The organism is Candidatus Rokuibacteriota bacterium, assembly GCA_016188005.1.
Taxonomy (GTDB): domain Bacteria; phylum Methylomirabilota; class Methylomirabilia; order Rokubacteriales; family CSP1-6; genus UBA12499.
Genome location: JACPIQ010000002.1, coordinates 1 through 18,577, shown reverse-complemented (window position 1 = coordinate 18,577; position 18,577 = coordinate 1). Strand labels below are relative to the sequence as shown.

General features: G+C 72.6%; 18 protein-coding genes. 5 read left to right on the top strand and 13 right to left on the bottom strand.

What is annotated here, in order from left to right; all coding sequences use genetic code 11:
- Positions 1–4 precede the first annotated feature (4 nt).
- On the bottom strand, positions 5–445 hold the full coding sequence (locus tag HYV93_00140; protein ID MBI2524376.1) for a heme-binding protein: 441 nt from the start codon (positions 443–445) through the stop codon (positions 5–7).
- A 92-nt stretch (positions 446–537) separates the two neighbouring features.
- On the opposite strand from HYV93_00140, the gene HYV93_00135 reads away from it, so the two are divergent.
- A complete protein-coding gene (locus HYV93_00135) occupies positions 538–1,971 on the top strand; it encodes a M23 family metallopeptidase (protein MBI2524375.1) in 1,434 nt (477 codons plus the stop codon).
- A gap of 71 nt (positions 1,972–2,042) precedes the next feature.
- Here HYV93_00135 and HYV93_00130 read toward each other — a convergent pair whose 3' ends face one another.
- From HYV93_00130 to HYV93_00120, 3 genes are read right to left on the bottom strand one after another with little or no spacing between them, the layout of a single operon-like run.
- Positions 2,043–3,254, bottom strand: coding sequence for an NAD(P)/FAD-dependent oxidoreductase (locus HYV93_00130; protein MBI2524374.1), 1,212 nt, complete (start codon positions 3,252–3,254; stop codon positions 2,043–2,045).
- Positions 3,251–3,973 (bottom strand): methyltransferase domain-containing protein, encoded by a 723-nt coding sequence (locus HYV93_00125; protein MBI2524373.1) that lies wholly within the window; start codon positions 3,971–3,973, stop codon positions 3,251–3,253. The genes HYV93_00130 and HYV93_00125 overlap by 4 nt, the downstream gene beginning before the upstream one ends.
- Position 3,974: 1 nt before the next feature.
- Complete coding sequence (locus HYV93_00120) at positions 3,975–5,000, bottom strand: type III polyketide synthase (protein MBI2524372.1); 1,026 nt, start codon at positions 4,998–5,000, stop codon at positions 3,975–3,977.
- Positions 5,001–5,072: 72 nt separating this feature from the next.
- Here HYV93_00120 and HYV93_00115 point away from each other — a divergent pair, with 72 nt between their 5' ends.
- Positions 5,073–5,597 (top strand): gamma carbonic anhydrase family protein, encoded by a 525-nt coding sequence (locus HYV93_00115; GenBank protein ID MBI2524371.1) that lies wholly within the window; start codon positions 5,073–5,075, stop codon positions 5,595–5,597.
- A 369-nt stretch (positions 5,598–5,966) separates the two neighbouring features.
- On the opposite strand, the gene HYV93_00110 is transcribed toward HYV93_00115, so the two are convergent.
- The 7 genes from HYV93_00110 to HYV93_00080 all read right to left on the bottom strand — a co-directional run bounded on the left by HYV93_00110 (position 5,967) and on the right by HYV93_00080 (position 12,953).
- The gene (locus tag HYV93_00110) at positions 5,967–6,761 is read right to left on the bottom strand and encodes an enoyl-CoA hydratase (protein ID MBI2524370.1); all 795 of its coding nucleotides are present in this window, start codon (positions 6,759–6,761) and stop codon (positions 5,967–5,969) included.
- Between the two features lie 71 nt (positions 6,762–6,832).
- Entirely contained in the window at positions 6,833–8,026 is a 1,194-nt protein-coding gene (locus HYV93_00105) for an acyl-CoA dehydrogenase family protein (GenBank protein MBI2524369.1), read from the bottom strand.
- 146 nt (positions 8,027–8,172) lie between these two features.
- Complete coding sequence (locus HYV93_00100; protein ID MBI2524368.1) at positions 8,173–8,970, bottom strand: SDR family oxidoreductase; 798 nt, start codon at positions 8,968–8,970, stop codon at positions 8,173–8,175.
- A gap of 64 nt (positions 8,971–9,034) precedes the next feature.
- Positions 9,035–9,232: a formate/nitrite transporter family protein gene (locus tag HYV93_00095; protein MBI2524367.1), complete on the bottom strand. Its 198-nt coding sequence runs from the start codon at positions 9,230–9,232 to the stop codon at positions 9,035–9,037.
- A 212-nt stretch (positions 9,233–9,444) separates the two neighbouring features.
- Positions 9,445–11,502: a GAF domain-containing protein gene (locus HYV93_00090; GenBank protein ID MBI2524366.1), complete on the bottom strand. Its 2,058-nt coding sequence runs from the start codon at positions 11,500–11,502 to the stop codon at positions 9,445–9,447.
- Between the two features lie 57 nt (positions 11,503–11,559).
- Positions 11,560–11,880 (bottom strand): hypothetical protein, encoded by a 321-nt coding sequence (locus tag HYV93_00085; GenBank protein ID MBI2524365.1) that lies wholly within the window; start codon positions 11,878–11,880, stop codon positions 11,560–11,562.
- A 209-nt stretch (positions 11,881–12,089) separates the two neighbouring features.
- Entirely contained in the window at positions 12,090–12,953 is an 864-nt protein-coding gene (locus tag HYV93_00080; protein MBI2524364.1) for an N-acetylmuramic acid 6-phosphate etherase, read from the bottom strand.
- A 61-nt stretch (positions 12,954–13,014) separates the two neighbouring features.
- On the opposite strand from HYV93_00080, the gene HYV93_00075 reads away from it, so the two are divergent.
- The 3 genes from HYV93_00075 to nagZ are packed head-to-tail and all read left to right on the top strand — an operon-like array spanning position 13,015 to position 16,858.
- A complete protein-coding gene (locus HYV93_00075) occupies positions 13,015–14,187 on the top strand; it encodes a DUF1343 domain-containing protein (GenBank protein ID MBI2524363.1) in 1,173 nt (390 codons plus the stop codon).
- On the top strand, positions 14,184–15,329 hold the full coding sequence (locus tag HYV93_00070) for an MFS transporter (protein ID MBI2524362.1): 1,146 nt from the start codon (positions 14,184–14,186) through the stop codon (positions 15,327–15,329). The genes HYV93_00075 and HYV93_00070 overlap by 4 nt, the downstream gene beginning before the upstream one ends.
- A complete protein-coding gene (gene nagZ / locus HYV93_00065; protein ID MBI2524361.1) occupies positions 15,326–16,858 on the top strand; it encodes a beta-N-acetylhexosaminidase in 1,533 nt (510 codons plus the stop codon). Before HYV93_00070 ends, nagZ begins: the two co-directional genes overlap by 4 nt.
- A gap of 87 nt (positions 16,859–16,945) precedes the next feature.
- Here nagZ and HYV93_00060 read toward each other — a convergent pair whose 3' ends face one another.
- Both HYV93_00060 and HYV93_00055 read right to left on the bottom strand, forming a co-directional pair.
- Positions 16,946–17,998 (bottom strand): cation transporter, encoded by a 1,053-nt coding sequence (locus HYV93_00060; GenBank protein ID MBI2524360.1) that lies wholly within the window; start codon positions 17,996–17,998, stop codon positions 16,946–16,948.
- Between the two features lie 95 nt (positions 17,999–18,093).
- The coding region (locus HYV93_00055; GenBank protein MBI2524359.1) for a hypothetical protein at positions 18,094–18,577 on the bottom strand (484 nt) is incomplete at its 5' end.

Here is an 18,577-nt window from a genome sequence, read left to right as displayed (position 1 = left end):
GCCTCTATGGGCCGGGCGCGAAGGCCTCCAGGCCGGCGCGCGCGACCTCCACGTCCTGCTCTCCCGTGCCGCCGCTCACGCCGATGCCGCCCACGCACTGCCCCCCGGCCACGATGGGCAGCCCGCCGGGGAAGCCGGCGTAGATCTCGGGCCCCGCCGCCAGGGTCAATGCCAGCGCGCCGAAGTCGGTCAGCTCGTGGCCCGTGGAGCCGGTCTTGCCGCTGGGCAGCCGGTTCGAGGCCGCGGCGCGCGCCTTGGCCTGGGCGATGCGCACGGTGTGGGGCTTGCCGCCGCCCGTGCGCGTGAAGAGGAGCAGGTGGCAGCCGGCGTCCACGATGGCCACGGACATGGGAATGCCCAGGGCATGGGCCTGAGCGACGGCGGCCGCCATGATGGCGGCGGCGCCGGCCTCGGTGAGGCGACACGTGGGCTCGACGTGACTCATGGAGTCCTCCCTTTCCACCCTTACTACCACGCGCGGGCGCGCGCGAGGACGCGCAAATTGACGCCCCGGGGCGCCGCCGGTATGATGGCGCGGTGGCTCGCTCCGGCGTGCGATTCTGGGTCCTGTTGGTCGTCGTCTCCGTGCTCGTGATCGTCGGCGGCCTCTCCTTCCTGGCGTGGAGGCAGAACGTGCCCAGTATCCGCGCCGAGCTGACACCGCCGCTGCGCCACATCGGCCTCAGGACGCCGCTCGGCATCACCCTCACTGCCGCGCGCGGCGGCATCGAGTCGGCCGAGTTGCGGCTCGTCCAGGGGCAGGGCCGCGCCGTCCTGGCGCGCCAGAGCTTCGCGGGCGGCGCCCTCCAGCAGCGCATCCAGCTCACGGTCGACGGCTCGGGACTCGGCCTGCGCGAGGGCGCGGCCACGCTCGAGGTGTTCGCGCGCGACGGCTTCTGGCGGCCGCTCCGCGTGGACGACCGGCCCGTGCTCACGGTGCCGGTCACGCTCGACCTCACGCCCCCCGCGCTGGAGGTCATCTCGAGCACGCGCTACCTGGCCCAGGGGGGCGGGGGCCTCGTGGTCTTCCGCGCCAGGGGAGGCGCCCGGCTCGGCGTCAACGTGGGCGGCATCTTCCTGCCCGCCTACCCCGTGGGCCAGCCGGAAGCGGGACTCTACGCCGCCATGGTGGCCCTGCCCTGGGAGGCGCCCCCGTCGGCCCCCATCGCGGTGACGGCGCAGGACGAGGCCGGCAACACCACCTCTCGACCGGTCCCGGCCGAGATCAAGCCCCGGCGCTTCCCGGACGGCGTCGTCGAGCTCAAGCCGGAGTTTCTCGCGGCCAAGCTGCCCGAGCTCTTGCCGGGGCGCGGCGCCATCCCGCCCGAGCAAGTGCTGGCCGCCTTCCTCACCGTGAACCGGGACCTGCGCCGGACGGCCGAGCAGACCAAGCGGGAGCTGGCGGCGCGGACCGCGCCAAGCCCGCTGTGGCAAGGGGCCTTCCTCCAGCCGCGCAACACCAAGGTCTTCTCCAACTTCGCCGAGGCGCGCGTGTACCGCTACGGTGGCCGGGACGTGGACGCTCAGGTGCACCTGGGTTATGACCTGGCCTCGGTGAAGCAGAGCGTGGTGCCCGCGGCCAATGCCGGGCGGGTGGTCTTCGCCGGGCCGCTCACGATCTACGGCAACACCGTGGTCGTGGACCACGGCCTGGGCCTCATGACGCTCTACGGGCATCTGTCCACCATCGGCGTCAAGGACGGCGACGGGGTGCAGAAGGGCCAGGAGCTGGGCCGCTCGGGGGCCACCGGGCTCGCCCTGGGCGATCACCTCCACTACGAGGTCCTCATCCACGGGATCTCGGTGACGCCGCTCGAGTGGTGGGACGGCAAGTGGATCCGCGACCACATCGGCCGACCGCTCCGCGAGGCCAACGTCGCGCTCCTCGAGGCCGATCAGCCCGCCGCCACCGCCGATGCGGAGCCTGCCGCCGCCCCGATCCGGAGGCTTCGACCGCGGCGGGCGCGCTGAGCCCCGGGGTCCCGCCTCGGAGCTCCGAAGGCAAGGCGGCGCCCGGGGCGTCGTGCGAGTCCGGGGGTCCGTCAGCGGGCGCGGCGCAGGAGGGAGGGGCGCAGCAGCTCCCCGGGCGGCACGAAGTCGCCGATCACGCCCATGAGCGTCCCCAGCAGCGCCGGGCGGCTGGCCAGGAGGTGGGCGGCCAGGTTGGCAAGGCGCCGATGCGCGATCACCACCTGCAGCCCACGCGTGACGCGCTCCTTCGCGCCGAAGGCGCGGCGGCGGGCCCGCCAGTAGGGGACCAGCGCTTGCGCCGAGACCGGCCCCTCGCCGAGCGCAGCGTGAGCCGCCTCCGCCAGGAACTCGGCGGAGCGCAGCGCGGTGAAGAGCCCGTCTCCCGTGAACGGATCGAGGAAGCCCGCCGCATCACCCACCAGCGCCACGCCGGCATGGCGCGGCGCCACGATCCGGTAGGCCAGCGGACCGAGGACCCGCAGCCGCCCCGCCGGGCGCATGCCCTCGAGGCGCATGTCCAGGTGGCGCAGCTGCTTGAGCCGCGCGTCGAAGAAGGCCTCCATGCGCCCGCGGAAGGCCACGGCGTGGACGAACGGCACCACCAGGCTCAGGTTGACCTGCCCGGGGGCGACCGGGTTGAGGATGGCATAGTCGGGCGGATCCACGTAGATCTCGCCGCAGCCGTCGAAGCCCGTGAGACCCTCCACGTGCCTGACGAGCGCCATGCGTTTCAGGCGCCGCGCCCGGACGAGCCCGAGCTGCCTGGCGACGACGGAGCCGCGACCGTCGGCGCCCACCACGAGCCGGCTCCTCGCCTCCCAGCGGCGGCCGTCAGGATCCTCGGCGCGCACCCCGACCACGCGGTCGCCCTCCACGAGGAGCCCGGTCACGCGCCGGCGCTCACCCACCTCCACCGGGAAGCTCCGGGCCCGGTTCAGCAGGATCGCGTCCAGCTTCTCGCGCGGCAGGGCGAGAGCGTGCTGGCGATAGGCGCGCCAGGGCCCGGCCGCCCGATACTCGCCATCCAGCCGCGTGCCGTCGGGAGCGATGATCCGCATGCCCGGAAGCATCTGGGCGGGGGCGGCGTCGACGTCCTTGAGGACGCCGAGGCGGTCCAGGATCCGCGAGGCCTCGGGCGACAGGTACTCGCCGCACACCTTCGGCCTCGGAAAGGTGGCCTTGTCGAGCAGCCGCACGGTCCAGCCGCGCTCGGCCAGCAGGATCGCCGTCGCGCTGCCGGCGGGTCCGGCCCCGACGATGGTGACGTCGACGTCGCGGGTCACGGCGCCTTGGCCTTCACGAGGCAGTGCCGCAGCAGCGGCGGGTAGCGCCGGATCTCGACGCGCCCAAGCCCGGCGCGGGCGCCGAGTGCGCGGAGCTCCTCCGCGGTGTACGCGCGCAGCACCGAGAGCGGTCCGTCGTGTCGCGACAGCGGGCTCCTGGCGAGGAAGCGCGTCGCCAGCCAGACCAGCGCCCACGCCGCGCGGCTCCGGGAGAGGTCGTTCACGACGATGCCGACGCGGGCCGCCTCGTCCATGACCGCGAGGCAGCGGGTGGCGGCGGCGGGCTCGAGGTGGTGGAGCGTGAGGGCGGAGATCACGACGTCCACGGCGCCGGGACGGAGAGGCAGGGCCATGGCGTCGGCCTGCACGAGCACGATCTCGGGATGGGGCCCGACGAGGTCGCGGGCGACGCGCAGGGTGGCCGCGTCGCGGTCGAGGGCGTACACGCGCACGGGCCGGCGGACGCGCCGGGCCCAGCGGACCAGCGCCACGGGGATGTCGCCCGCCCCGGTCCCGAGGTCGAGGATGGTGACCGTCCGGTCCGCGGGCAGGCGCGCCAGGAGCCGCTTGACCTGCGCCAGGGTGACGCGCCGGCCGCCGAAGAGGCCGTTGAGCCGCGCCACGTCCAGGAGGCTCCGGCGACGGTCCGGGAAGGACGCCGGCCCGTCCAGCAGCTCGAGCGCGTCCGCCGCTCGCGGCACCGGCGACAGCCAGCGCATGCTACCAGCGCAGGAGGGCGCCCTCCGCCGCGAACCCCGGGCCCAGCGCGATCATCAGGCCCCAGTCGCCGGGCGTCGGGGCGGCCGTGCGGAGGACGTCCTCGAGGACGAACACCACCGTCGCCGAGGACATGTTGCCGAAGTGCCGGAGGACCCGGCGCGAGTGGGCGACCTGGCTCTCGTCGAGGTCCATGAGCCGGCGCGCCTGCTCGATGACGCGGCGGCCGGCCGAGTGCAGGACGTAGTGGCGCACGTCCTCCCGCTTGAGCCCCTGGGCGGCCATGAGCGTCTCGGCCATCTCCTGCATCATGGCGCCGCCGATCCGCCGCACGTCCTTGGACAGCACCACGCGCAGACGTCCGCCCGGAAACTCGAAGCCCATGGCCGGCAGGTGCTCCGAGCGGAAGATGGTCCGCAGCTCGACGATGGCCGGGCCGTCGCCCGTCGTCGCCAGCGCCACGGCGCCAGCGCCGTCGGCGAAGATGGCATGCGCCACGGCGCTCTCGAGGCGGCTGTCGAGATAGTAGGCCGTCGAGCAGAGCTCCACCGCCACGATGACCGCGCGGTGGCGCGGGAAGGCCCGCAGGTGATTGTGCGCCTGCTGGAGCGCCACCATGGCGCTGGCGCAGCCCGTGTCGCCGACGTGCACGCGCTGGACGGAGGGCTTGAGTCCGAGCTGGGCGATGAGCCGCGCGTCGAGGCTCGGGCAGAGCCGGCCCGTGCACGTGGTCGTGGCGAGGAAGTCCACGTCCGTCAGCCCCCACCCGGCGCGCTCGACCGCCCGCCGCACCGCCTCCGCCCCCAGCTGGAGCGCGCCGCGCGCGAAGCGCTTCTGGAGCTGGTCGAGGGTCTCGTCGGGGGTGAAGACGTCCGACTCCAGGTAGAGGTGCCGCCCCTCGATCTGGCTGTTGGCGAAGAAGCCGGCCCGCTGCGCGTCGGTGTAGCCGGCGATCCGCAGGAGCGTCTCCTGATCGAAGCGGTGCGCCGGAACCGATGTCGCCGCCGCGACGATCCTCGGCGGGCTCATGCGCGTCAGGGTACGCCCGGCCCCTTGTCATGTCCAGGAGACGGATGCTAAATGAGTCCAAAGGAGACAGGCATGCCGCTCTTCTCGTTCGAGGGCAAGGCCCCGCGGATCCACTCCACCGCCTTCATCGCCCCGACGGCGTCCATCATCGGGGACGTGACGATCGAGGAGAACGCCTCGGTCTGGTACAACGCCGTGGTCCGCGCCGACTTCAACGCCATCGTCATCCGCCGGGGCGCCAACGTGCAGGACTGCGCGGTGATCCACGTCACGCCCGTGGCCGGCGTGGAGATCGGGGCCGGCGCCACCGTGGGGCACCTCTGCACCATCCACGCGGCGCAGATCGGGGAGGAGGCGCTCATCGGCAACAGCGCCACGGTGCTGGACGGCGCGCGCATCGGCGCGCGGGCCATGGTGGGCGCGGGCTCGCTCGTGACCCCGGGCACGGAGATCCCCGACGGGATGCTCGCGCTCGGGGCGCCGTGCAAGGTCCGGGGCCCGCTGGCCGGCACTCCCGCCGAGCGCTGGGTGCAAGTCAACCCGGCCGGCTACCAGGCCCTGGCCCAGCGCCACCGCACCGGCGTCAGGCCCACCTGAGCCCGGGGCGCGCCAGGCGCGCTCCCGCCCATGCCCTTTCCGCGCGGGCTTCGCGCGCTGAATCACCGCGACTCCATCGCCCAGGAGATCGGGGCCGGGCTGCGCTACGCGGCGGACACTACACTCTCGTCTGGGGCGGCGCCTTCCCCTTCGGGGCCTTCTTCGTGGGCGCCATGTCGGAGCGCTGGGGCGTGAGCACCGCGCTGCTCGTCAACGGCGCGCTGGGGCTCGCCGGCCTCGCCCTGATCGGCGCCTGGTGGCGCCGCCCGCCCGCGGACGGTCGGCCGGGGGCACGCCGCCCGTGACGCCCTCACCCCGGCTTCTCGTCGAGCGGGGCTCGCGCCGGACGGCCGGGGGCGGCCGGCGCCGCTACCGGCCGGTGAAGCGGGGCGGGCGCTTCTCCTTGAAGGCCTGCACGCCTTCCCGGTGGTCGGCGGTCTCACGCACCACGGCCATGTGCGAGGACACCAGGTCCAGGTGGGTGCGCAGGTCGAGTCGCAGCGACTGGTAGACGAGCCGCTTGATCATGCGGATGGGCACCTGCGGCCCCTCGGCGATGCGCCGCGCCAGGTGATAGGTCTCCTCGGCGAGGAGCGCGGGGGGGACGACGCGGTTCACGATGCCGAGCCGCTCGGCCTCGGCGGCCTCGATGAAGTCCGCCGTCCACAGGAGCTCCAGCGCCTTGGCGCCGCCCACGAGCCGTGGCAGGAAGTACGTGTCGCCGTCCCCGGGCACCAGCCCCACCTTCACGTAGCCGGTGGAGAAGCGTGCCGTCTCCGAGGCGATGCGCACGTCGCACATGAGCGCCATCCCCATGCCAGCGCCCACCGCCACGCCGTTGACCATGGCGATGACCGGCTTGTCCATGGCCTCGAGCGCCTTCGGGATCCGGTGGACGTGCTCCCACAGCATGTTCTTGTGGTCCAGCGCCGTCGGCTCCCCCTCGTCCATGCGCGCGACGTCGCCGCCGGCGCAGACGGCCTTGCCCGCCCCGGTCACCACCACCACGCTGACCTCGGGGTCCTGCTGCGCCTCTCCGAGCGCCCAGGCCCAGCGCTGGATCATCGGGCCCGTGAAGGCGTTCATCTTCTCGGGTCGGTTCAGCGTGAGCGTGGCGATCCGGTCCTTGACGTCATAGAGCAGCTCGTCCGTCTGGGTCGACATGGTCCTCTCCCTCGCTCCGCTCGGGCCCTCTTCCATATCCGCTCGCCTCGCCTTCGGCTGCGGCTCGCCAATCAATCCTTGGGCAGGCCGAGGACGCGCTCGCCGAGGATGTTGCGCAGGATCTCGGAGGTGCCTGCGCGGATGCCGCTGCCGCGGGCCAGGACCGCGTAGAAGGCCCACTGCCCCTCGTCCGGCGCCCAGGGACTCGGGCCCTCCAGCTGCGCGTAGGGGCCGATCACCTCCGTGGCGACCTCCGCCAGGTCCTGGTCCACCTGGCTCCAGAAGAGCTTCGAGGTGGACCCTTCGGGGCCGGGGGCCGCGCCCTTGAGGATGCGGGTGAGGCTCCGGTAGCCGTTGAGCTGGAGCACCCGCTCGCCGATGACGAGGCCTGCAACCTTCTGGCGCACCACGGGGTCGTGCGCTGCCATGCCTCCGTCCTTCCGCGTGCGCCTGGCGAGGGCCATCAGCCGCTCCAGGGCCGTGCGCAGGCTGATGTGCCGGATCATGGTCAGCACGTCGCGCTCGTAGGCGAGCGTGGTGAGCGCCACGCCCCAGCCCTCGTTGACCCGGCCCACGACGTTGGTGACGGGCACCCGGACACCCTCCAGGAACACCTCGTTGAACTCCGCCTCGCCCGTGATCTGGCGCAGCGGCCGGATGCTGATCCCGGGGCTCCTCATGTCGATGAGGAGGAAGGTGATCCCCTTGTGCTTCGGCGCCGTGGGATCGGTGCGGACGAGGAAGAAGCCCCACTCCGACACGTGCGCCATGCTCGTCCACACCTTCTGGCCCGTGACGACGTAGTGGTCCCCCTCGAGCACCGCGTGCGTCTTGAGATTGGCGAGGTCGCTGCCGGCCTCCGGCTCCGAGAAGCCCTGGCACCAGATCTCCTCGGCGGTGAGGATCTTGTCCAGGTGGCGCGCCCGCTGGGCCGGCGTCCCGTGGGTCATCAGCGTCGGGCCCAGCACGGAGAGCCCGCCGCGGTTCACCGGCTGCGGGCTCTGGGCCCGTGCCATCTCCTCGTAGAGGATCACCTGCTCCATGATCGAGGCGCCGCGGCCGCCGTACTCGGCCGGCCAGTCGACGCCGACGTATCCCGCCTCGTGGAGCGTGCGCTGCCAGGCCCGGAGCCGGTCCACGTGCTCGCGGTCCGCGCGCGAGGAGGCGAAGCCGCGTCCCTTGAGGTCGGCCGGGACATTGGCCGCGAGCCACGCCCGCACCTCGCGGCGGAAGGCCTGCTGCCCGGGGGTGAAGTCGAAGTCCATGGCGAGTCCTCACACGCGGCCGATGCCGGGCCAAATGACGAGCCAGACGAGGCCCGAGGGAGGCGCGGGCGCGAGGCGTACGTAGGTGTACGTTGAGCCCCCGCGCCGACCGAGAACGAAGTATGGCGACGTCAGTTGGCCCGGCATCAGTGCATCACGGAGCCGCCGTCGACGTTCAGCGCCTGCCCCGTGATGTTCCGCGCCTCCTCGCTGGCGAGAAACACCGCCGCCCAGCCGATGTCCTCCGGCGCCTGCTCGCGCTTCATGGGGATGAGGTCGGCCACGCGCTTGTCGAAGACCTGGCGCGGCGTCATGCCCTTGAAGGTGGGGTTCGTGTCGGCGATGTACCGGGCGAGCCCCTCCCAGAAGGCCGTCCAGAGCACGCCGGGGCAGATGGCGTTCACCGTCACCCCGTGCGGCGCCAGCTCCTTGGCGATGACGCGCGTGAAGGTGATGACGCCGCCCTTGGCCACCGAGTACGGCGGCATGGTCGGCGCCGCCAGCGGGCCTGCGATGGAGGCGATGTTGATGATGCGCCCCGCCTTGCGCTCGATGAAGTAGGGCGCGATCGTCTTGCAGGTGAGGAAGACCGACTTGAGGTTGACCGCGTAGGTCCGGTCCCAGTCCTCCTCGCTGTTGTTGGTGAAGGGCATGCCCGGCGCCGAGGCCGCGCCGGCGTTGTTCACGAGGATGTCGATCCGCCCCAGCTCCCGGCGGATGCGGTCCAGCGCCGCCTGGACCTCCGCGCCCTTCGTCACGTCGCACCGCATGGAGATGGCGCGGCGTCCCAGCGCCTGCACCTTCTTCACGGCCGCCGCCGCGTTGCCCTCCTGGATGTCGGGGATGGCGATGTCCGCGCCCTCCTTCGCCATGCACAGCACGATGCCCTCCCCGATCCCCGCGCCGCCACCCGTCACCACCGCCACCTTCCCCCCGAGCCTCATGGATCACGGTCTCCTTGTTGGGATGGACTGCCGACGCGGCCCCGATCCGAGCGCCCCGATGATATCACCGCCCGGCACGCGGCCGCAGGTACACGAACCAGTACCCCGCGCCCACCATGACCACGCCGCCGATGACATTCCCGAGGGTCACCGGGAGCAGGTTCCGCCAGAGGAAGCCCGCCACGCTGAGCGCCGCGGCCTGCGGCTCGAGCCCCCTCGACAAGGCGAAGCCCGGGTCGAAGGCCGCGATGAGGAGCCCCACCGGGATGAAGTACAGGTTCGCGATGGAATGCTCGAAGCCCGCCGCGACGAAAGCGCTGATGGGCGGGACGATGGCCAGGATCTTGTCCGTCGTGCTGGCAGCATGCCCCAGCGGATCCCGAGTGCCCCGCCGCTCCCGCCGGCGGCGCCCCCCGCCGCCTCCGGCACCGTGGCGATTCGTGGCGAGCCCCGGCAGCCGCTCGGGGTGCGCGCTCAGGCCGGCTCGTCCTCGCCCCGCCGCCAGCGCTCCAGCGCGGGCTTCACGATCCGCTCGCGGCAGTCGGGGCAGATGCCGTGACTGAAGGTGGCCTGGGAGCGCTCGCCGAGATAGGCCTCGATGCTCTGCCAGTAATTGCTGTCGTTCCTGATCTTCTTGCAGTAGGCGCAGATAGGAAGCAGGCCCTGAAGCTGCTTCACGTCCGCCAGCGCCGCCTCGGCAGTATGGCGCGCCTGCCCCTCGGCCTCGTACAGCGAGGCGTTCCGGATGGCCACGGCCGCCTGGGCCACGAAGGCGCCGAGCAGCGCCTCGTCCTCGGGTCCGAGCCGGAACGGCTCGGTGCCGTTCAGCGAGAGGACGGCCAGGAGCGCCCCCTCGTGCAGGACGGGAACACCATGAAAGCTCCTGAGGCCATGCGCCCGCCACCACTCCAGGGCCCCGAACCGTCCGTCGGCGAACGCATCGGGAACGTGCAGCGGTCGCCGCTGAGTGGCCACCCAACCGAGCACGCCATCGTGGAAGCGGAGCACCCTGATGGGCCAGTCCGCCTCCAGCGCGGGATCCGAGAAGCCGATCAGCTCGATGCTCTGCGCCGCCTCGTCGGCCAGCCAGAAGGAGGCGGCGGGGACATTCATGAGCTGGGCGGCCGCACGGGCGATCTCGCGGAGCACGGTGTTCCGCTCCAGGGACGAGGAGAGGATGCGGCTGAGCCGCGTGAGCGTCTCCATCCGCTCGAGCCGCCGGGCGAGCGCCTCGTACAGGCGCGCCTTCTCGATGATCGCTGACGCGTGGTGGCCGATGGCCAGCGCGAGCCTCAGGTCTTCGGGAGTCGCCTCCCGACGCTCCTCCCACCACACCGCGAAGATGCCCCCGAGCAGCGCCTCCCGGCTCCCCATGGGAACGAAGAGCGACGAGCGGTGAGGGAAGCGCTGCCAGCTCTCGCGGTCGATCCGGGCATCGGTCTCGGCATCGCTGGACCATACCGGCTGCCCCGTCTCCTGCGCCTCCTCCACGGCGCGATGCCCCCTGACCGGGAAGGGGAATTGCAGGAAGTCCCGGAGGCGATCCGGCGGGACGTGGTAGCCCGCCACGGGCCGCAAGACCGATCCTTCGTCATCGGCCAGGTACACGCCCACCATGTCCGCCTCGAGCGCGCGGGCCGCCTCCCGGGCCACGCGCCGCACCGTCTCCGTCAGATCCCCGGTCTCGGCGAGCACGTGACTGACGTTCTGCAGGGCCTCTGACTCTCGAAGCCGGCGCCGGGCGGCCTCGTAGAGACGCGTGTTGTCGACGGCCAGCGCCGTCATCTCCGCACGTCGGACATGGGCCTCCCGGGTCTGGGCCGCCACCTCCTCCTCGAGGCGGGCGGAGAGGCGCGCGTAGCGCTTCACCAGCACGTGCGTGAGGCCGGCGCCGACCGCGACGAAGGCGAAGTCGAAGACGCGCACGCTCTGGATGAGGCGCCCCTCGTGAAGCACGTCGTTCAGGCCCAGCAGGGCGTACACGACCAGGGCCACGCGGTTGAACCGCCGCTCCCCCGCCTCCATTCCCGCGAGCCCGAGCCTGTGCCAGACATAGCCGAACGCGGCGAGAATCAACGGGACGAACGCGGGGACGAGGGGCCCGGGGACGGGCGTCGGCTGCGGGAAGCCGAGCAGATCGGTGCGAACGTACGTGCGGTCGGTGACCAGGAGCGCGGTTCCCCAGATCACTGCCAGCAGCGCCGCGGTGACGGCCCCTGCCGCCCACATCAGCCGGCGGGGCTGCGGGTGCCCCGCGAGGGCATGGCTCAACCCGATGAAGATCACGATGAGGATGGCGGCGCTCGTCCAGGCCAGCCGCCCGCCGAGCACGATCTGCCCGGGTCGGCCGGGGACCAGCTGGACGTAGTGGCTCACGATGTAGACGACGCTGGTGGTACTCCAGGCGGCCACCCAGAGGTGCAGTGGCTCGCGGCGGGCGAGCCAGATCCACAGGTGGTGGGCGGCGAGGTACGCCGCCACGCCCATCAGCGGAGGGAGAAGCCAGGTCATGGGAGAAACCGGGGCCAGCATCACTTCAAGCTCCTCTGCCCGCATCCCACCCGGAAATGCGAGGGGGGTGCCGGGGTGTCAGCGGTCGTTGTCCCGCTCCCTCCGCCAGCGCTCCAGCTCCGGCTGGACGATCTTCTCCCGGCAGTCGGGGCAGATGCCGTGGCTGAAGGTGGCCGCCGAGCGTTCGCCGATATAGGCCTCGATGGTCTGCCAGTAGTTGCTGTCGTTCCTGACCTTCTTGCAGTAGGCGAGCAAGCTGTTGGCGCACCACGCGCCCACCCACAGGTGAAGCGGCTCGTTCCTTCGCTCGAGCCACATCCAGAGATTGTGCAGCGCCAGGGAGGCAGCGACCCCCATCAGAGGGAGAATCAGGTAAGCGGCCGGCGACACCGGACCCATCACGCCTCCCCTACGACCGAGGCGACCAGGCCAGCCCCGGGCGTCGCGTCTCGAAGCACCGGACCGATGTCACGGAGGCCTCGACCCAGTATAGCCCCGCGCAGGCCATGCCGTTGAGGGCCCCGCGAATCTTGGTTCGCCGACTACCCGGAGGGCAAACCCCAGAGTCGAGCCACGACGCGCCAGCGCTGCACGGCGGCGCCGCTGCGTCAAGCGCGCGGGGGACGGCGATGCCCGCGAAGCGTCACCTTCGACCGCGCCATGGTGATGGCGACCAGCGTGCTCCCTCGCGTCTCCGCCAGGAGCCGCTCGGCCTCGCGCCGGCTCACCTGGCCGAAGTGGCCGACCAGGCCCACGGCGCGGGCGCGGAGCTTGGCCGAGCGGGGCTGGACCATGATCATGCGGTTGCCGAGGATGTGGCCCATCCGCGCGAAGGTGGCGGTGGTGAGCGTGTTGAGCGCAAGCTTGGTGGCCGTCCCGGCCTTGAGCCGCGTGGAGCCGGCGAGCACCTCCGGCCCCGTCTCGAGCACGATCACGACCTGGGCGACCCGACGGCCGATGCGCGGATTGCACGTGACGAGGATCGTGGCCGCGCGGCGCCGCCGCGCCTCGGCGAGCGCCCCGAGGACGAAGCGCGCGGTGCCGCTGGCGCTGATCCCCGCCACGACGTCCCCCGCGCGGAGGCGCCGCCGCATCTGCCGCGCGCCGTCCCGCGCATCGTCCTCGGCGCCCTCCTTCGAGCGGAATATCGCCCGGCGCCCGCCGGCCATCACCGCCTGGACCTGGGAGGTCAGGATGCCGAAGGTGGGCGGGCACTCGGCGGCCTCGAGCACGCCGAGGCGGCCGCTCGTGCCCGCGCCCACGAAGAAGAGCCGGCCGCCGCCGCCCAGCGCTCGCAGGATGAGATCCACCGCGCGCGCAATGGAGGGCGCCGCGCGGCCGGCGGCCCGCACCGCCTCGCGGTCGGCGCGGTTCATCACCCGCGCGATCTGGAGCGGCGACAGTCTATCCAGCGCCCGCGTGCGCGGATCGGCCCGCTCCGTGATCACCCTGTCGTAGCGACTCGCCGCCATGCCCCCTCGATCGGTTCGTTGTCCTTTGCTTCGTCGGGGTTAGAGCCTACCATAGGGGGCCGTGACGCCCGTCCGCTCCGGCCTCGACGTGCTCTGCCGCCGCCTCCCGTCGCTTCTCCGCGGCCGCCGCGTGGGGCTGCTCTGCCATCAGGCCTCGGTGACGCGCGAGCTCGAGCACGCGGCTCATGTGATCGGCGGGCTGCGCCGCGTGCGGCTGCGCGCGCTCTTCGCGCCGGAGCACGGTCTCACGGGGGCGGCGCAGGACCATGCCGCGGTGAGGACGGAGCAGACGGCGCGCGACGGGATCGCCGTGCACAGCCTCTACGGCCGGCGGCGGGCGCCCGAGCCGCGCATGCTCGCCGGCCTCGACGCCCTCGTGGTGGATCTCCAGGATGTGGGCGCGCGCTACTACACGTTCGTCTGGACCATGACGCTGGCCATGCAGGCCTGCGCGGACGCTGGCGTGCCCGTGATCGTGCTGGACCGGCCCAACCCGCTGGGCGGCGAGCGGATGGAGGGCAATCTCTCCGACGCGCGCTTCGCCTCCTTCGTCGGCCTCTACCCGCTCCCCGCGCGCCATGGCATGACCATCGCCGAGCTGGCCTCGTACCTGAACGAGACGCACGCCCTCGGCTGCGACCTCACCGTGGTGCCGATGCAGGGCTGGCGGCGCGCCATGCGCTGGGAGGAGACGGGGCTTCCCTGGGTCGCGCCCTCGCCCAACATGCCGGCGCCTGACACCGCCCGCGTCTATCCGGGCGGCTGCCTCCTCGAGGGCACCAATCTCTCCGAGGGGCGGGGGACGACGCGCCCCTTCGAGCTGTGCGGGGCGCCCTTCCTGGACGGCCCGCGGCTCGCGCGGGCGCTCGAGCGTCGCGGCCTGCCCGGGGCGCGCTTCCGCGCTGCCGCCTTCGAGCCCGCCTTCCACAAGTGGCGGGGCCGGCGCTGCGGGGGCGTGCAGCTGCACGTCACGGACGCCGAGCGCCTCCGCCCCTTCGCGACCTATCTCGCGCTGATCATGGAAGCGCGCCGCCAGGCCCCCCGCCACTTCCGCTGGCGGCGGCCACCCTACGAGTTCGAGCGCCGGCGCCTGCCATTCGATCTCCTCTGTGGAGGTGACGGGATCCGGCGCGCCATCGAGCGCGGGATGCCGCTCCGTCGGCTCGAGGCCTCCTGGCGTCAGGGTCTCGCCCGCTTCGCGCGCGCCCGGCGCCCGTACCTGCTCTACCCGTGACGCCGCTGGTCCTGCTGTTCACGGTCTCGTTCGTGATCGCGGTGGACAACCGGATCATCGCCCCGCTGCTCCCGTCCATCTCGATGTCGCTGGAAGCCACCCCGGGGGCGGCGGGACTGGCCATGGCCACCTACGCGCTGGCCTATGGGGCGGCCCCCCTCCTCTACGGGCCGCTCTCCGACCGCCAGGGACGCGTGGCCGTGGTCCGGGTGGCGGCGCTCCTCTTCTGCGTCTGCACGGCCGCCGCCGGGCTCGCGGCCAGCGTGCCGCAGTTCGCGCTGATCCGCCTGCTGACCGGCGCCTTCGCCTCGGCGGCGATCCCGCTCACGCTGACCTATATCGGGGACCGCTTCGCCTACGGCGAGCGCCAGACGGCCATCGGCCGTCTGGCGGCGACGACCTCCTCGGCCCAGGCGCTGTCGGCCTCGGTGGGCGGCATCGTCGCCCACTTCGTCTCGTGGCGCGTGATGTTCGTGGGCTACGGCGCCCTGACGCTCGTGCCCGCGCTCCTCATGTTCAGGCTCGATCCAGCGCGCCCGGAGACGCCGCCCGAGGCGCACGACTCCGCCGTCCGCTTCGTGGACCTGCTGATGGACCGGCGTGCCGTCGCCGTGTACCTCGTCGTCTCCGCCGAGGCGTTCTTCCTCTGGGGCGGCTACTCGTATCTGGGCGCCTTCGCGGCGCGCCGCCACGGGTTCGACCAGCTCCAGGTGGGGTTGGTGCTGGCGCTATTCGGGCTGGGGACGATGATCGGCGGACTGCTCGTGCCGCGCCTCCAGCGCGTCCTGTCCGAGAACGCGCTGGTCCGCGCGGGGGGGCTCACGATGGGGGCCGGCTTCGCCGCCCTGATCCCGCGCTGGCCCTGGCCGGTGTACGCCTGCGCCATGCTGGCCCTGGGGCTCGGCTACATGGCGTTGCACACGACGCTGCAGCTCCGCGGCACGGAGATCGCCCCGGCGGCGCGCGGCAAGGCCTTCTCCCTCTTCGCCCTGTTCCTCTTCTCGGGCTCGGCGCTGGGCACGGCGCTCTTCGGCCGGCTCACCGACGCCGGGCGCGACGATCTCCTGTGGGGGCTCTGCGCGGGCGGCCTCGCGCTGGTCGGCCTCCTCGCCGCGCGACCCCTGGCCGGGGCCCGGCCGTGACGGGCGTTCCGGCCATGCCCCTCGAGGCGCTCGTGGGCCGCAGGCTCGTCTTCGGGCTGCCGGGCCCCGATCTTACCGACGCCGACGTCCGCCTCTTCGACGAGACGCAGGCGGGCGGGCTCATCCTCTACCGGCGCAACTTCGAGACCCCCGAGCGGCTCCGCGCCCTCATCGGCGGGCTGGAAGAGGGCCTGGGGCGCCGGCTGCTGATCGCCACTGATCACGAGGGCGGCCGCATCATCATGCTCAACCGCGGCGTCACGATCTTCCCCGACAGCCTGGCCGTGGCGGCGGCAGGCGAGCCGGCCCACGCCGAGCGCCAGGGGCTCATCGAGGCGCGCGAGCTCAGGCGCCTCGGCGTGGACGTCAACTTCGCCCCGGTGCTCGATGTCCTCACCGAGCGCTACAGCCCGAACATCGGCATCCGCTCCTACGGCAAGGACCCTGGCGTCGTGGCGCGCTTCGGCGTGGCGCGCATCCGCGGGCTGCAACGGGCGGGGCTCTCGGCGTGCGCCAAGCACTTCCCCGGCAAGGGACATGCGCCGGTGGATGCCCACGTCGGCCTGCCCGTCATCGACTCGGACTGGGAAACGATGGAGCGTCATCATCTTCCGCCTTTCCTGGCCGCCATCGAGGTGGGCGTGGACTGCATCATGACCTCGCACCCACTCTACCCGCGCCTCGACCCCGCGCCGCAGACGCCGGCCACCTTCTCGCGGCGCATCGTGGAGGAGCACCTGCGGGGCGATCTGGGCTATCAGGGCGTGATCGTCTCGGATGACCTCGAGATGGGGGCGATCGGCGAGCTGTGCCCCGTGGGCGAGGCGGCCATGCGCGCCGCGGCGGCCGGCCACGACCTGCTGCTCGTCTGCCACAGCGAGACCGCGCAGCGCCAGGCCCATGCCGCGCTCGTCGAGGCGTATCGCTCGGGGGCGCTCCCGCGGGCGGGGCTCGAGGCGAGCGGCGCCAGGATCGACGCGCTCGTGGCCAGGCGCGCAGCCCGCTGCGAGGGCGGGTCACCCCGCGCCGAGCGCGACGGCGAGACGCGGGCCCGCGCAATGGCCACCCGCGCCGTCACGCTCGTCGCCCCGCCGCCCGCCGGCTGGCGCCAGCGGCTCAACGGCGCGGTGGTGGCGGTGTTCCCGCGGCTCTCCTCGCTGGCCGACCGGATCACCGTCGAGCCGGCCATGCAGGAGGAAGCGGCCTACGTGCGCCGCGTGATGTCGCCCCACGGGATCGAGCCGGACGTGCACGTGGTGGGCGTCGAGCCAGGTGAGGGCGAGATCGCGCGCGCCGCAGCCGCGGCGCGCGAGGCGAGCGCGACGATCGTCTGCCTCTACGACGCCCATCTCTACCCGTCGAACCTCACGCTGCTCGAGGCGCTCCAGCAGACGGCGCCTGCGCTGGGCGTCGTGCTGATGCGTGATCCCTGGGACGCCGAGTACCTCGCCCCCGGCGTCGCCGCTGTCACCTGCTACGGCTGGCGAGCCTGCCAGCTCGAGGCCTGTCTCGCCCGCCTCCTCGCCTGAGGATACGTTCGGGCCCGCCAGCAGCGGAGCAGGTGGGCGCTGGGCCCCCGGCCGGGGAGGCGAGCCGGACGGGGCTCGCCCGCCCGGTCAGGCGATGGACGGATGCGGCGTATCGGGCTGGACCGCCTCGTCCAGGGTGAGGAGCGGCCGGTCCCGGAAGGGCTCACGGCGGACGCCGCACTCCTCGAGGTCGCACATGGCGCAGTAGATGCGGTGGCAGGGGTCGGTATGGAAGACGATCTCCCCCTCCACGCCGAGCTGCGCGATCACCTGCTCCGCCAGCGACTCGGCCATGTCGTGGGCCCTGTCCACGGGCCAGAACTCCGGCACCACGAGATGGGCGTCCACGTGGTGGAAGCGTCCCGCGCGGATGGCGCGGAGATGGTGGACGCGGATCACGCCCTGGCCGACGTGAGAGCGCAGCACCTGCAGCAGCCGGTCCAGCATCTCCGTGTCCTCCTCGTCGAGGAGGCCGCCCGCCGAGTGGCGGACCAGGCGATAGCCGGTCCACAGCAGATTGAGCGCCACCACGGCGGCCACGATCGGATCGAGCCACGCGAGCCCCGTCAGCCGGACGAGGAGGAGGCCCCCGACGACGCCCGCGCTGGTCCACGCGTCGGAGAGCACGTGCTGGCCGTCCGCCACGAGGGTCAGCGACTGGTGGCGCCGGCCCGTGCGCACGAGGAAGAGGCCGAGGACCAGGTTGACGACGCTGGTGGCCGCGATGATGAGCACCCCTGCGTCGAGCCTCCGGACCTCGGCGCCGCTCACGAGGCTCAGCACCACCTCGTAGATGATGAGGACGGCGGCGAAGGCGATGAGGCCGCCCTCGAAGGCCGCAGAGAAGAACTCGATCTTGCCGTGCCCATAGGGGTGGTTGCGGTCGGCCGGATGAGCGGCGAAGTAGAGCCCCCCCAGCGCGAAGACGGCCGCCACGACATTGACGATGGACTCCAGCGCATCCGACAGGATCGCGGTGGACCCGGTGAGCCGGTAGGCTTCGTACTTGGCGGCGAGGAGCCCCACGGACACGACGAGCGAGATCAGGCCCGCCCGCAGGCGGATCCGCGCGTCGTCGGCGGGCGGCTCGTACACGGCGCCCATGCCCGTCATGATACTAGAGGGGGTCAGGTCTTGCATTCCGACATCGGCAGGGGTGCGGTCTTGTGTCGGGATTCGGGTCAGGGCACCGGTCATCGTGTGCCGGCGGAAGCGCCCCAACGGTGGGGCGGGGGTCATGTGTCGGATTGCAAGACCTGACCCCCTTTGGCGAGGAGCGCGGCCAGCGCCATCGTCCCGGCCGTGCCCAGGATCACGAGCCAGGACCAGCCCAGCGCGATCACGCGCGTCTCGGCGAGGACGAGGAGGGCGAGGTTCACGAGCGCCATGGCGACCATGGCGACGACATTGGCGCGGTCGGCCCTGAGCCGCGTCAGGAGGCCCAGCAGGAAGACGCCCAGCAGCGAGCCGAAGGTCACTCCCGCGATCTTGAAGGCAAGCCAGAGGATCCTGTCGAAGAAGGAGAAGGCGAAGGCCAGCGCCGCCAGCATCAGGCCGAAGGCGACCACGGAGAGGCGCGAGACCCGCATGTAGTGGCGCTCGCTCTTCCCCGGCGCCAGGAGCGGCCGGTAGATGTCGGTGACGAACGAGGCGGCCAGCGACCCCAGCGGCGAGTCGATGGAGGCCAGCACGATGGCGGTGAGCATGAGCCCGCGGAGC

Excerpts from the sequence above, each read along its gene's own strand:
- HYV93_00105 (MBI2524369.1), bottom strand. The coding sequence starts at position 8,026 with ATGGACTTCGACTTCACCCCCGGGCAGCAGGCCTTCCGCCGCGAGGTG.
- HYV93_00090 (MBI2524366.1), bottom strand. The coding sequence starts at position 11,502 with ATGCTGGCCCCGGTTTCTCCCATGACCTGGCTTCTCCCTCCGCTGATG.
- HYV93_00100 (MBI2524368.1), bottom strand. The coding sequence starts at position 8,970 with ATGAGGCTCGGGGGGAAGGTGGCGGTGGTGACGGGTGGCGGCGCGGGG.
- HYV93_00140 (MBI2524376.1), bottom strand. The coding sequence starts at position 445 with ATGAGTCACGTCGAGCCCACGTGTCGCCTCACCGAGGCCGGCGCCGCC.
- HYV93_00085 (MBI2524365.1), bottom strand. The coding sequence starts at position 11,880 with ATGGGTCCGGTGTCGCCGGCCGCTTACCTGATTCTCCCTCTGATGGGG.
- HYV93_00060 (MBI2524360.1), bottom strand. The coding sequence starts at position 17,998 with ATGCAAGACCTGACCCCCTCTAGTATCATGACGGGCATGGGCGCCGTG.
- HYV93_00080 (MBI2524364.1), bottom strand. The coding sequence starts at position 12,953 with ATGGCGGCGAGTCGCTACGACAGGGTGATCACGGAGCGGGCCGATCCG.
- HYV93_00120 (MBI2524372.1), bottom strand. The coding sequence starts at position 5,000 with ATGAGCCCGCCGAGGATCGTCGCGGCGGCGACATCGGTTCCGGCGCAC.
- HYV93_00115 (MBI2524371.1), top strand. The coding sequence starts at position 5,073 with ATGCCGCTCTTCTCGTTCGAGGGCAAGGCCCCGCGGATCCACTCCACC.
- HYV93_00125 (MBI2524373.1), bottom strand. The coding sequence starts at position 3,973 with ATGCGCTGGCTGTCGCCGGTGCCGCGAGCGGCGGACGCGCTCGAGCTG.
- HYV93_00110 (MBI2524370.1), bottom strand. The coding sequence starts at position 6,761 with ATGTCGACCCAGACGGACGAGCTGCTCTATGACGTCAAGGACCGGATC.